Annotated in this window: 10 protein-coding genes; 5 read left to right on the forward strand and 5 right to left on the reverse strand. The window is 70.0% G+C overall.

The genetic code is table 11. The features are described from left to right. Nucleotides 1–29: 29 nt before the first annotated feature. The 4 genes from AC57B8_RS16915 to AC57B8_RS16930 form a co-directional block, all read right to left on the reverse strand. Entirely contained in the window at nucleotides 30–1,421 is a 1,392-nt protein-coding gene (locus AC57B8_RS16915) for an MFS transporter (protein ID WP_095746600.1), read from the reverse strand. 1 nt (nucleotide 1,422) lies between these two features. Further along, nucleotides 1,423–3,915 (reverse strand): TonB-dependent receptor, encoded by a 2,493-nt coding sequence (locus tag AC57B8_RS16920; RefSeq protein ID WP_496480183.1) that lies wholly within the window; start codon nucleotides 3,913–3,915, stop codon nucleotides 1,423–1,425. A 71-nt stretch (nucleotides 3,916–3,986) separates the two neighbouring features. Beyond that, a complete protein-coding gene (locus AC57B8_RS16925; RefSeq protein ID WP_487849109.1) occupies nucleotides 3,987–4,991 on the reverse strand; it encodes a FecR family protein in 1,005 nt (334 codons plus the stop codon). Next, nucleotides 4,988–5,560: an RNA polymerase sigma factor gene (locus AC57B8_RS16930; RefSeq protein ID WP_223301388.1), complete on the reverse strand. Its 573-nt coding sequence runs from the start codon at nucleotides 5,558–5,560 to the stop codon at nucleotides 4,988–4,990. The genes AC57B8_RS16925 and AC57B8_RS16930 overlap by 4 nt, the downstream gene beginning before the upstream one ends. Nucleotides 5,561–5,900: 340 nt before the next feature. Here AC57B8_RS16930 and AC57B8_RS16935 point away from each other — a divergent pair, with 340 nt between their 5' ends. From AC57B8_RS16935 to AC57B8_RS16945, 3 genes are all read left to right on the forward strand, one after another. Then, on the forward strand, nucleotides 5,901–6,221 hold the full coding sequence (locus tag AC57B8_RS16935; protein WP_307694956.1) for an STN domain-containing protein: 321 nt from the start codon (nucleotides 5,901–5,903) through the stop codon (nucleotides 6,219–6,221). 194 nt (nucleotides 6,222–6,415) lie between these two features. After that, nucleotides 6,416–9,139: a sensor domain-containing diguanylate cyclase gene (locus AC57B8_RS16940; RefSeq protein WP_496480184.1), complete on the forward strand. Its 2,724-nt coding sequence runs from the start codon at nucleotides 6,416–6,418 to the stop codon at nucleotides 9,137–9,139. Nucleotides 9,140–9,187: 48 nt separating this feature from the next. After that, nucleotides 9,188–11,086 (forward strand): GspE/PulE family protein, encoded by a 1,899-nt coding sequence (locus AC57B8_RS16945; protein WP_070062077.1) that lies wholly within the window; start codon nucleotides 9,188–9,190, stop codon nucleotides 11,084–11,086. Between the two features lie 27 nt (nucleotides 11,087–11,113). On the opposite strand, the gene AC57B8_RS16950 is transcribed toward AC57B8_RS16945, so the two are convergent. Next, nucleotides 11,114–11,803 carry an EAL domain-containing protein gene (locus tag AC57B8_RS16950; protein WP_062477265.1) on the reverse strand — a complete coding sequence of 230 codons (690 nt, stop codon included), beginning with the start codon at nucleotides 11,801–11,803 and terminating at the stop codon, nucleotides 11,114–11,116. A gap of 398 nt (nucleotides 11,804–12,201) precedes the next feature. On the opposite strand from AC57B8_RS16950, the gene AC57B8_RS16955 reads away from it, so the two are divergent. Both AC57B8_RS16955 and AC57B8_RS16960 read left to right on the forward strand, forming a co-directional pair. Further along, the gene (locus tag AC57B8_RS16955; RefSeq protein ID WP_070062075.1) at nucleotides 12,202–12,732 is read left to right on the forward strand and encodes a Csu type fimbrial protein; all 531 of its coding nucleotides are present in this window, start codon (nucleotides 12,202–12,204) and stop codon (nucleotides 12,730–12,732) included. An 8-nt stretch (nucleotides 12,733–12,740) separates the two neighbouring features. Then, nucleotides 12,741–13,550, forward strand: a complete 810-nt coding sequence (locus AC57B8_RS16960) for a fimbrial biogenesis chaperone (protein WP_496480185.1) — start codon at nucleotides 12,741–12,743, stop codon at nucleotides 13,548–13,550. Nucleotide 13,551 lies beyond the last annotated feature (1 nt).

Below are 13,551 nucleotides of genomic sequence, written 5' to 3' on the forward strand. Positions count from 1 at the left end.
GGGGGGAGCGGAATCTCGACGCGGCAGGCTCAGTTCGGCTTCGCCTCGCGCATCAGGCGCACGAACGGGCCTTCGGCGGCGCGCAGCACCATGGCGCCCAGGCTGCCGCCGACCAGCGTGGTCACGACGATGGACACCGCCAGCCCGTTGGGCATCGACTTGAGGGCGTCCGACAACATGCCCACCACCAGCGGCCCCACCACGCCGAAGGGCAGGCTGGCCAGCGTGAGCATGGCGATGGTGCGGGCGCGCAGGTGCGGCGGCGCCGCGTCCTGCAGCACGTTGGGCAGCAGCACCGCGCTGCCGATGAGCGGCACCACCAGCAGGCCCAGCAGCGCGAAGTTGTGGTTGGCCGAACTCGTGAACAGCAGCAGCGTCGACATCAGCGCCGCCGAGAGGTTGCCCAGCATGATCAGGCGCAGCGCCGCGGCCGGCCCCATGCGCGGCTGCACGTAGCGCATCGACAGCACGCCCAGCAGGCCGCCGGCCACCGTGCCGCACAGGAAGGCCAGGCCCATGCCCTGCCCCATCTGCACCGGCGTGACGCCGTAGGTGCGCGCCGTGAGGATCGGCAGCCAGGTGCCCAGCGAGCTCAGGCCCACGCTGGTCAGGCCCACGCCGACCACCAGGCCCGCGAAGGTGCGCCAGTGCTGGCGCAGGTGCTGGCGCAGGGTCGTGGCGCCCGGTGCGTCGGTGGCCGGTGCCCCCGGCTTGGCCTTGGCTTCCTGTGCACCGCCGCGCGGCGTGCGCCGGATCGAGAGCACCAGCAGCGTCACCGGAATGCCGGCGCTGGCCAGCACGAAGAAGGTCAGGCGCCAGGCTTCGAGCTGTTGCATCGCCACCGGCAGCCAGGGCCGCAGGTCGTCGGTGAGGTGCACGATGGTGCCGCCCAGCAGCGCGCCCAGCGCACTGCCGAAGATGGCCGACAGCGCGAACACCGCATTCGCCAGCACCCGCTGCGCCCGCGGGAACAGGTCGGGGATCATGCTGTTGGTGATGGGCGTGAGGCCCGCCTCGCCCACGCCCAGACCGACCGAGGCGACGAACAGCACGCCGTAGTCCATGGCCGTGCCGCGCATGGCGGTGGCGGCGCTCCACAGCACCACGCAGGCCGCGAGCACCACGCGCCGGTCGTAGCGGTCGCTGAGCCAGCCCAGCGGCAAGGTGGCGATGCCGGTGAACAGCACGATGCCCGCGCCCTGCAGCAGCCCGAGCTGCGTGTCGGACAGCGACAGCGTCTGGCGGATCGGCTCCGTCAGCAGCGTGAGGATGACCTTGTCGATCGAGCCCAGCACCGTCGCGATGATGAGCACCGCCAGCGCATACCAGGCGCTGGTGGGCGCCTTGCGGGTCGTTTCCAGGGCCGCAGGGGCGGCCGCATCCAGCGGCATCGGTGCCGCGAACGGTGGGAGGCCCGACATGTCAGAACGGAACGTTGACGTTCACGCCGATGGTGCGCGCCGGCACGAGCGCCGCGGTCACCAGGTTCGGGTTCGCGTTGAGTCCGGTTTCGATCGACACGATGCCGCGCTTGTTCGTCAGGTTGCGCACGTAGGCCGAGACGCTGAAGCGCTTGAAGTCGATGCCCGCCTGCAGGTCGACCAGCGTGTAGGCCGGCATGTTGATGCTCGGAATGGCCGTGCTGCCGCGGTAGCCCGCATCGCGTTTTCCGGTGTAGCGCGCGCTGATGCCGACGTAGGCCGGGTGGTCGGCCAGGCTGAAGTTGCGCGTCACGCCCAGCGTGGCGGCAAAGCGCGGCGTGTGCGGCAGGCGCGCGCCGGCCTTGGCGCCCAGGCCCTTGGCATCCTCGGTCAGGCGCGCATCGACGGCCGCGGCATTGGCGGTGAAGCGCCATTCCTTGCTGGGCTTCCAGTTGAGCGTGACCTCGCTGCCCTTGATGCGGGCCGCGCCCGCGTTGGTGACGAACACGAAGGCGCCGCTGCGCGTGGGCTGCTGCACGCCGGTCCACTCGATGTCGTACAGCGCCGCCTCCAGCGACAGCGTGCGGTCCAGCAGGTCGGCCTTGTAGCCCAGCTCGTAGCTCCACAGCGAGTCGGAGTTGTACATCGGCTGCACCACGTTGCGGTCGGTGTCGGCCTTGAGCACGTTGGGACCGCCGGGGCGGTAGCCGCTGGCCGCGCGGAAGTACATGGTGCTCGTGTCCGACAGCGTGTACTTGGCCGCGGCCAGGTAGGTGGTCGGGCTTTCCGACGAGGTGCCGGCGGCACTGGCGGCGACCGACCCGACGAGCTGGCCGGTCTGACGGCTGGCGTACTTCTGGTTGTTGCGCGCCAGGCGCACGCCGCCGGTGAGCGAGAACTTGGGCGTCACGTTCCAGGTGACGTCGCCGTAGGCCGCCTCCTCGCGGTAGCGCGAGGACTGCGTCGAGGTCAGCAGGCCGAGGCTGCGGCCCCCGATCAGGTTGGCGTCCATGACGCCGTTGTTGCTGCCGCGTTCGCGGTTCAGGTACAGGCCCGCCAGCCACTCGATGGTGGTGCCCGAGCGCGAGGTCAGGCGGAACTCCTGGCTGACGCGGTGCTGCTCCACGGCGCTGTTCACCGGCACCGAGGCCACCGGCAGGCGCAGCGCGCTCAGCATCGGCCCGTAGCGGCCGGTGACGTCGACGGTGTTGTTGATCTTCACGTCCTGCGCGGAGGTGATCGAGTTCAGGCGGGCCCAGCCGAAGTCGTATTCCACGTCCAGCCCGAACAGCTGCGTGAGGTTGCTGTACGACTCGTTGGCCGACAGCTGGCGCGTGCGCTCCCGCGTCCAGGGGCGCAGCGTGCGCTGGTCCATGTCCTCGAAGCCCAGGCCCTTGCGATGCACGTCCTGCACCGTGCCCGTGAGGCGCACCGTGAGTTCGCGCGTGGGCGTGAGCAGCAGCGAGACGCGGCCGCCGTCGGTGTGGCCGCGGTCGATGTTGCGCCCGCGCGCCAGGCCCGTGGCGTCGTAGCTGCCGCCGAACTGGTCGGTGAACGCAGCGAAGCGCACGGCCGCCACGTCTTCCTTGAGCGGCACATTGAGCACCGCGCCGGTCGTGAAGCCGGGGCCGCCGCCCTGCGTCCACGAGGTGCCCAGCTTCACCGAGCCCGCGAACTCCATGGTGTCGGGCTGGTTGGTCACGTACTTGAGCACGCCGCTCATGGCGCCGGCGCCGTACAGCGTGCCCTGCGGGCCGCGCAGCACCTCGATGTGGCTGAGGTCGAGCATGCCCATGTCCAGCGGCGTGTTGCCACCGCTCGCGCCGGCCGAGCTCATGCCGGTGGCCACGTCGTCCACGTACACGCCCACGGTCGCGATGCCCTGCACCGGGCCGGTGGTCAGCCCGCGCATGGTGAGCGTGCCGCCCACGCTGCCGCTGCTGGTGAGGTTCACGCCCGGCTGCTCGGCCACGTAGTCGGCCAGGTTCTTGGCGCCCGCGCGCTCCAGCGCCTGCGCCTTCATCACGTTGACCTGCATCGGGATCTCGCGCACCGGCTCGCGGCGGCGCGTGGCGGTGATGGTGACGCTGTCGAGCGACTGCGGCGCCTCGTCGGCCTGCGGCTTCGCAGCAGCGGCCGTGTAGATCACGATGGCGCCGTCGTCACCGCGGCGCGTCTGCAGCGGCGTGCCTTCGAGCAGCCGCGCCAGCGCGTCCTGCGGCGACAGCGCGCCCTTCACGCCGCGCGTGGCCACGCCCTTCACGTCGTCGACCTTGTAGAGCAGCTGCACGCCGCCCTGCGCGATGTAGGCGTCGAGCGCGGTCTTGAGATCGCCGCCGCTCACGTCGAAGCCCTGCGGCGGGGTCTGCGTCTGCGCGTGCGCGGCCATGCCGCTGGCCAGCGCCCACGCGCCGCCGATGACCCACGGGCGCAGTGCGCCGTACGTTCGCTTCTTCTGGGGCGGCAGGCCGGTGCGGGGCGCGGTGCGATTCATTGTGTGTGTCTCCAGCGTGGTTATTTGTTTGGGTACCCACTGAGACGAATGCCCCGTCACATTCCGGTAATTTACGGATTCGAAATTCTGATTTCGTTGCCGGCCTCGTGCGCAGCGAGGCCGAAGCCCTGCTTGAGAAGCGCCACGAAGCCGCTCATGTTGTTCGCATCGAAGCTGCCGCCGATGCGCACCTGCGCGATGACCGGGTCGGCGATCACCAGCTTGCGCAGGTTGTAGCGATTGAACTGCGCGGCCGCGTCGCCCAGCGTGGTCTGGTCGAACACGAGCTTGCCTTCGCGCCAGCTGAGTTCGTCATCGACCTGCTTGGGCGCCTTGGACATCACGAGCACGTTGTCGGCATGCGTGACCGCCGCCTGGTTGCGCGTGAGCACGGTGGGCTCGGCGCTTCGGGCATCGGGCTTGGCCGCGGCGATCTGCACGCGCCCCTCCTCCACCGTCACGTTCACCTGCTCGCCCTGGCGCCGCACGAGAAAGCGCGTGCCCAGCACGGTGATGCGGCGGTCGCCGGCGATCACGACGAAGGGATGGTTCTTGTCGTGCGCGATGTCGAAGTAGGCCTCGCCCGCATCGAGCCACACCTTGCGCCCGCTGTCGTTCACGGCCGTGCGCACCTGCGTGGCGGTGTTCAGCGTGAGCTTCGAGCCGTCGGACAACGCGACCGACTGGCGCGCACCCACGGCCGTGGCGTAGTGCTGGCCGCGTTCTTCCTGCGTGTACTGCCAGCCGAGCCAGGCTGTGCCGGCGGCGGCCACGAGCACGCCGGCGGCGATGCGTTGCAGCGAGAAGCGCGACAGGCGTTGCGCCGGCCGTGCGGCCTGCGGTGCGGGTGCCGGCGCCGGCGTGGGCAGGGGAATGGGAACCGCCGGCGTGCGCAGCGCGCCCAGCCGGTCGCCGCGCTCCCACGCGCTGGACAGCCGCAGCCACGCCACGCGGTGGGCGATGGAAGCGGCGATCCAGGCGTCCAACTGCTGCTGGTCGGTGTCGGTCCAGTCGCCGCTGTCGCGGCGGGCCAGCCAGTCGGCGGCCAACGATTCGATGCGCTGGGCTTCGCTCATGGTGAGAGCCTCCGCTCGTTCTGCGCTCGCCCGAAGGCCTTGGTGTCCAGTTGCACGCCGCCCGACAGCAGGGCGTCGGCCAGGGCGCGCACGCCGCGCGAGACCTGGCGCTCGACCGTGTCCTCGGTGATGCCCAGCTGCGTGGCGACCTCGCGCTGCGAAAGCCCGTCGATCTTGCGCATCTCGACCACGCGGCGGCACTTGGAGGGCAGCGCGTCGAGCGCCGTCTGCAACAGCCGCAGCTCGCCGCGGCCGGCGGCGTGGCGCTCGGGCGTGAGCTCGTCGGCCGAGAAATCGAGCGCGTCGAGGTCGGCAATGATCTCGATGGAAACGATCTGCGCGCGCCGGGCGCGGTCGATCAGCAGGTTGCGCGCGGTGGCAAAAACGAAGGGCTTGACCTGGTCGGGCATGGATCTGGAGGCGGACTCGTAAATGCGCACGTAGACGTCCTGCCGCAGGTCGGGCACTTCGGCGTCGTCGCGCCAGTTGCGGCGAAGGAAGCGCGTGAGCGCGGCTTCCATCGGCAGCACCTCGCTGACGAACCAGGCATCCAAGTCACTGAGAACCACGAAGCGCTCCTGGAAATTGAAGGGCCGACACACAAAGCGGCAGGTCGCCGGGATTGGCGACAGACAGTGAGACGAACGGCCCGAAGATTTCCGGTAACGCGCGAAGGCCCGCCGGCGAAATTTCCTTGAATTCCCATGCCCGGCGGCGGACCCGGAAATTCTAGAAGGCCGGGCCCGAGGGCTTTTCCCCCTTGCCCCGTTACCGGAAAGTGCGCTCGAACTCGTCTCACCGGGGGCAGAAGAAAAACCAATTCGCGGAAAACAGACCGACATGATTCGAATCCGGAGGCAGCCCCCCACCTTCCTTGCCCTCTTCCTCTCCCGCCCCCGCCTTGCCCTCGTGGCCGCCGCCGGCCTGCTGGCGACGGGGCTGGCCCTCGCCCACGCGCGGGAGTTCGACGTGAAGGGCGGCGAGCTGCGGCCCGCGCTCGACGCCTACATCGCGCAGTCGGGCGTGCAGCTCATCTACAAGATGGAAGACGTCAAGGACCTCTCGACCCGGGGCATCAGGGGAAAGATCGCCGCCGACGCGGCGCTGGAGCGCCTGCTCGACGGCACGCGCCTGCGCGTGCGGCGCGGACAGGACGGCGCGATGGTGCTCATCGCGCCGGCCCGCTCGCCCGCGGCCGCCCGATCGGAGCCGCCGCCGCGCGTCGAGTAATACGATTGGTTTCCCTCGCGCACCTGCGCAACACTCCGGCCCCCGGGAACCCCGCGAGATGCACCGCAATGGCGCGCATTTCTCGCACTTTCTGACACACTAGCTGCGCAACGCGCGAAGGGTGTGTGCCGTGCCCCCATGGCCGGCCCGGCCGGTGGTCCCCGCCGCTTCGCTGCACCGCCTGCACGACGCCCATGAAACTCTTCGCGACCGCGAAACGCCGCATCAGCCTGAACACGCGCCTCAGCGTCGGCGTTGCGGCCGTCGTGCTGGCCACCACCTTCATCATCGCCACGGTGGCGCTGCACCTGGTCAAGAGCCGCATGCAGGCCTCGATCGCCAACGAGGAGTTCGCGCGGCTGTCGGCCATCGCGAGCGCGGTGGAGCAGAAGTTCGCCAGCCGGCGCATCCTGCTGAAGACGATCGCCGAGAGCGTGGGCTCGCACGGCATCACGAACGCCGCGCCGCTGCAGGCCTTTCTGGAAAAGCACCAGTCCCTGCGGGCGGCGTTCGACAACGTCGCCTTCCTGGACACGGACGGCGAGCTGGTCGCCAACCTGAACGGCGCGCGACAGATCGGCAAGGTGAACGTGAAGGACCGCGCGTACTTCAAGGACACGGTCGCCGCGCGCACGGGCGTGATCTCCGAGCCTTACCGCAACCGGCTCAACGGCCTGGCGCAGGTCGCCATCACCGAGCCGGTGCTCGATGCGGCCGGCCGGGTGCTGTTCGTGATCTCGGGCTCCATCAACCTGAAGGACCGCAACATCCTGGGCGAGCTGGCCGATGTGCGCTTCGGCCAGACGGGCTACGTGTTCATCACCACCGCCGACGGCATCGTGATCGACCACCCGCTGGCCGACCGCGTGCTCAAGCAGGCCAACATGGCCATGGCCGACGACGCGCCCGACCTGGACCGCGCGATCGGCGGCTTCGAAGGCACCATCGAAGGCGTGAACCATGCGGGCGTGCCCGGCCTGTACGCCTTCAAGCGCATCCGCCAGGCCGACTGGATCATGGGCTCGATGTACCCGCGCCACGAGGCCTTTGCCCGCATCGACGCCATCGAGCGCACCGCGTGGATCGGCGCCATCGTGCTGGCGCTGCTGGCCGGCGCGCTCGCGCTGGCCGTGGTGCGCCAGCAGCTGCGCCCGCTCACCGGGCTGCACCGCCACATGCTCGACGCCCACGCGGCGCCCGCGCAGGCGGCCGTGGCGCGCACCTACCCGGACGACGAGATCGGCGACCTCTCGCGCACCTTCGACCGGCTCATGCAGCAGCACCAGGCCAGCGAGAAGTTCCTGCGCGACATCACCGACAACCTGCCGGCCATGATCTCGCACGCCGACGCGCAGGGCCGCTACACCTTCGTGAATGCGCGGCTGTGCGAGGAGCTGGGCTACAGCGCCGAGGAGCTGGTGGGCCAGCCCGTGCAGAGCATGAGCGGCCTGCACGACGATCCGACGCTCGAGCACAACCTGCGGCGCGTGCTGGCCGGCGAGGCCGTGTCCTTCGAGCGGCGCGGCGCCGCGCACCGCGACGAGGAAGAGCACTTCTTCCAGACCGACTTCATCCCCGAGCTCGACGCGCAGGGGCGGGTGTGCGGCTACTACGCGATGACCTTCGACATCACGCAGCGCAAGCACATCGAGCTCGAGCTGGCGCACAGCGAGGCGCAGATCCGCACCATCGCCGACAACATTCCCGCGCTGGTCTCGCACGTCGACGCCGCGCTGTACTACACCTTCGTCAATGCCAAGGTGCGCACGCTGCACCACGGCCAGCCGCTGGTCGGCCAGTGGATGCCGGCCGTGCGGGGCGCGGCCGATTTCGCGGTGGTGCGGCCCCACATGGAGCGCGCGCTGGCGGGCGAGACGGTGATCGTCGAGAAGGCCGGCGACGCGGCGCTGGGCATCGGCGACCGCACCTTCAAGGCCCACTACATCCCCGACCAGGACGCCGAGGGCATGGTGCACGGCGTGTTCGCGATGACCTTCGACATCACCGACGAAGTGAACATCCGCCGCGCCCTCACGCAGCAGGAAAAGCGCCTGCGCGACGTGACCGACAACATCCCCGCGCTGGTGGCCTACTTCGACCGCGACGAGAACTGCCTGTACGGCAACAGCCGCGCGCGGCGCATGGCGGGCCTGGACGAGCGCGCGCCGCTGGAGGGCGTGACGCTGCGCTCGGCCGTGGGCGAGGCGGTGTACGTGCAGCACACGCCCCACCTGCCCACGGTGCTCACCGGCAGGGCGACGCAGTACCCGGTGCAGGTGCCGATCGATGACCGGGAGGCGCACTTCCAGGTGAACCTGATTCCCGACAAGGACCTGGCGGGCCACACGGCGGGCTTCTACCTCATGACCTTCAACGTCACGGCGCTGAAGGAGGCCGAGCGCAAGCTCATCGAGCTGGCGCGCATGGACGTGCTGACCGGTCTGCCGAACCGGCTGGCCTTCAACGAGCAGCTGCCCGCGGCGATGTCGCGCGTGCGCCGCGCCGAAGGCGGCATGGCGCTGATGTTCCTGGACATCGACCACTTCAAGGCCATCAACGACACCCTCGGCCATTCCACCGGCGACGGCGTGCTGGCCGAGTACGCGCGCCGCCTGCGCGCCAGCGTGCGCGAGACCGACACCGTGGTGCGCCTGGCCGGCGACGAGTTCGTGATCGTGCTGGAGAACGTGCACTCGCAGGACGCGGTGGCGGGCGTGGCGCACAAGATCGTCTCGCAGATCGCGGCGCCGGCGTTCCCCGTGGAAGGCCGGCGGCTGGACGTCACGACCAGCATCGGCATCGTGTTCGTCGAGACGGTCGACGCCACCGTCGGTGCCGGCGAACTGCTCGCGCGGGCGGACACGGCGCTCTACGCCGCCAAGTCGCAGGGCCGCAACCGTTTCGCGTTCTACCGTTAGCGTCGGCACGCCCGCCGCCCCCCCTCACCCCCACCAGGAGACCCATCCATGGCAGCCACCGAAGTCGTCATGCCCGAACAGCTCGTGCAGGAGCTCGACCTGCAAAGCCGCATGCCGATCGCGCGCATCGGCCAGGCGCTGATGTCGCTGGGCATGATCACGCAGGCGCAACTCGACGCGGCGCTCCAGCAGCAGCAGCGCGAGCCCACGGTGCCGCTGGGCGAGACGCTGGTGCGCATGGGCGTCGTGAGCCGCGGCCAGCTGCAGACCGCGCTGGTGCGCAAGATGGGCTACCCGCTGGTGAACCTGCATGTGTTTCCGGCCGCGGCCGACGCGCTGCGCAAGGTGGGCCACGAGGCCGCGCGGCGCCTGCAGGTGATGCCGCTCATGCTGCACGGCGGGCGCCTGGTGGTGGCGCTCGACGACCCGGTCAACCGGCACGCGGTGATCGACGAGGTGGAGTTCATCGCGCAGACGAAGATCATTCCCGTGCTGGGCCAGTGCCTGGACCTGGACGGCGTGCTGCACAAGGCCTACGAGAAGGTCGGCCAGGTGGCGGCCGAGCGCCCGGTGGTCGACATGAACGACCCGATGCGTCCGCTCGAGTTCGACATGACGGGCACCAGCACGCTGCTGAAGACGCTCGAGAAGGAAGAATCGGCCGCCGCGCCCGCCGCCGGCGAGCCGCCCGTGGAGCAGTCGGACAACTCGCTGGTGCGCATGATCAACAGCATGATCCTCGAAGCGCACCGCGAAGGCGCCTCCGACATCCACATCGAGAGCGACCCGGGGCAGGAAAAGACGCGCATCCGCTTTCGCCGCGACGGCCGGCTCTACACCTACCTGGAGCTGCCGCCCAGCTACCGCAATGCGGTGGTCGCGCGCGTGAAGATCATGTGCGACCTGGACATCAGCGAAAAGCGCAAGCCGCAGGACGGCAAGATCAACTTCTCGAAGTACTCGCCGCAGCACCGCATCGAGCTGCGCGTGGCCACCATCCCGACCAACAACGGCCTGGAAGACGTGGTGATGCGCATCCTGGCCTCGGCCAAGCCCATCGCGCTCGATGCGCTGGGCCTGTCCGAGCGCAACCTGGCGCAGTTTTCGCAGGCGGTCGACCGGCCCTACGGCATGGTGCTGTGCGTGGGCCCGACGGGCTCGGGCAAGACCACCACGCTGCACTCGGCGCTCATGCGCATCAACACGCCCGAGCGCAAGATCTGGACCGCCGAAGACCCGATCGAGATCACGCAGCCTGGCCTGCGCCAGGTGCAGGTCAACCCGCGCATCGACTGGACCTTTGCCAAGGCGCTGCGCGCCTTCGTGCGCGCCGACCCCGACGTGATCATGGTCGGCGAGATCCGCGACGCCGAGACCGCCAGGACCGCCATCGAGGCCTCGCTCACCGGCCACCTCGTGCTGTCGACGCTGCACACCAACAGCGCGCCCGAAACCGTGACGCGCCTGCTCGACATGGGCATGGACCCGTTCAACTTCGCCGACTCGCTGCTGGCCGTGCTGGCGCAGCGGCTGGTGCGCTGCCTGTGCCCGCAATGCGTGCAGAGCCGCCCGGCCACGCGCGAGGCGGTCGAGGAGCTGCTGGCCGACTACATGCACGCCTTCGGCGCGCAGGACACGCCGGCCGCGCGCGACGCCGTGCGCGCCGAGTGGGTGCAGCGCCACGGGCGCGACGGCCAGCTGCAGACCTACACCAGCACCGGCTGCAAGCACTGCAACGACACCGGCTTCCGGGGCCGCGTGGGCATCCACGAACTCATGGTGATGTCGAGGGAGCTGCGCCGGCTGGTGCAGGGCGGCGCGCGCGCCGAGGAACTGCAGGACGCCGCGATGCGCGAGGGCATGCGCACGCTGCGTCAGGACGGCATCGAGAAAGTGCTGGCCGGCCGGACCACGCTCGAGGAAGTGCGCGCGACCAGCAACGTCTGACGCACAAGGCCGGAGGTCAGGGCAGGCTCAGGCGGCGGCGTCCCACGCCACCGCCGGCAGCGTGGCGATGGCCGGCCGCGCGAACAGGTAGCCCTGGAACAGCTCCACGCCGATCTCGCGCAAGGCGCGCACCTCTTCGGGCGCCTCCACGCCTTCGGCGATCACGCGGATGCGCAGCTCGTCGCAGGTGGCGACGAAGCCGCGCACGATGGTCAGCCGCACCGGGTCGGCATGGATGCCGCGGATCAGGCTCAGGTCGATCTTCACCACGTCGGGCTGGAACGCGGCCAGCAGCTCGAAGCCCGCGTAGGCCGCGCCGAAGTCGTCGATGGCCGAGGTGAAGCCGTGGCGCTTGAAGGCGCGGAAGGTGTCGGCCAGGCCGTGCAGGTCGCGCACGCGCTCGCCCTCGGTGATCTCGAACATCAGCTGGCGCACGGGGAATTTGCAGCGCTTGGCGGCGGCCATGGCGGTGCGGAAGCACTCGGCCTGCCCCGCGACGTCGTTGGGCATGACGTTGAGGCTCAGGCGCGACTTCATGCCCAGGCGCGAGGCGATCTCGATGGCCTTGACGCGGCAGGCTTCGTGGAAGGCGAAGCGGTCGACCGGATCGACGCGCCCCAGCACCTCGGCGGCACCTTCGCCCGACAGGCCGCGCACCAGCGCCTCGTGCGCATAGATCTCGTGCCGGCCCAGGTCCACGATGGGCTGGAACGCCATGGTGAACCCCGAGGCGAGGCCAGCAGGCGCGGCATCAGCATGTATTTCGGCGATCACGTTGGATGGACCTCGCGGGCAAGGTTGCAATGGCGTTGGATGGCGACTCCCAAGAGCGTAAATGTAAACGGTTCTATACACCGCACGCACCACCCCCCTGCGACAAGAGGTCGCGCCCCATGAAGACATCCGACCTAGGCCCGGCCCAGGCTGTAGACCGAAATCACTCATGAGCTCTCCCGGCCTCGAAAAAATCTGTAGCAAGCTGTCGACGACAGGGCTGCGTCCTATGTCCCATCGGGGAGAGATTGGTTAGAAAGGGGGCGCCCACTACTGGAAACGGTGGGTGGGTTTTCACTGTCGTTCCTGGGTTTCCAGTCACCGATGAAAGGTCCCGTCCGATGCGCCACCAGCCTCGCTCCCTCCTTCGCACACTGGCCCGTACCGTGCTGCCCGTCGGTGCCTTGTTGACATTGCTGCCCGCGCAGGCGGTCACGACGACCACGACCTTCCAGGTCACGGCCACGGTGCTCAAGGCCTGCCTCATGACCACGCCGGCCACGCTGGCGTTCGGGCCGTACGACCCGGCGTCAGCCACCGCGCTGGCCGGCACCACCAGCCTCAACGTGACCTGCACCTTCGGCACGCCCTACTCGCTCGGCCTGAGCGCGGGCGGCGGCTCGGGCGCAACGATCACGAACCGCCTGATGACCAGCCCCACGGCGGCCGCCGGCAACAACACGCTGGGCTACGGCCTCTTCAAGGACAGCGCGCACCAGACCAACTGGGACAACAGCGTCGCCGGCACCGGCTACGTCGGCAACGGGACGCCGCAGACGCAGACGATCTACGGCCTGATCCCCACGGGGCAGTACACCGCGGCGCCGGCCATCGACTACACGGACACGATCACGGTCTCGCTGACCTATTGAGGGCGCCGTTGACCGCCTTCACCGCAGGCCGCCACGGCATGCGTCGCGCCCTGCTGCCAGTCGCATGGGGGGCCGGCCTGCTGCTGGCCGCCCTCGCTCCCCCTCCCGCCGCGGCCACCAGCCTCAGCGTGGCGCCGCTGCGCATCGTGCTGACGCCGCAGCGCCCGGTCGCCTCGCTCACCATGGGCAACGCCGAAGACACCGAGGTCGCCGTGCAGGCCGAGGTGGTGGCCTGGTCGCAGCAGGACGGGCGCGATGCCTACGAACCCACGCGCGACGTGCTGGTCAACCCGGCCATCTTCCGCCTGCCGCCGGGCGGGCGGCAGATCGTGCGCCTCGGGCTGCAGGTGCCGGCCGACGCCGGCGAGCGCAGCTACCGCGTCTTCCTGCGCCAGCTGCCGCGCGACCAGGCGCTGCCGGCGGACGGTGCCGAGGGCGCGAAGGTGCAGACGCTGCTGCGCATCGGCGTGCCGATCTTCGTGCCGCCGCTGCAGCTGCGCCGCGCGCTGCAATGGTCGCTGCAGCCTTCGGGGCGCGCCACCGGCACGGCAGGCACCGCCTGGCGGCTGGTGTTCGACAACCAGGGCAGCGAGCACATCCAGGTCACGCAGCTCGTGGTGCGCCGCGAGGACGGCACCGAGCTGCTGCGCAAGAGCCTGTCGCAGTACGCGCTGGCCGGGCAGTCGGCCGGCATCGACATCGAACTGCCCGCCCTGCCGCCCGACACCCGGCTGCAGGTCGAGGCTGCCACCGATGCCCCCGAGGCGTCGTCCAGCGCCACCGTGCGCGTGCCCCGTGCGCCCGCCACGCCACGCTAGC

This window comes from Variovorax sp. BGA-UO-ETr-C22 (assembly GCF_059567965.1).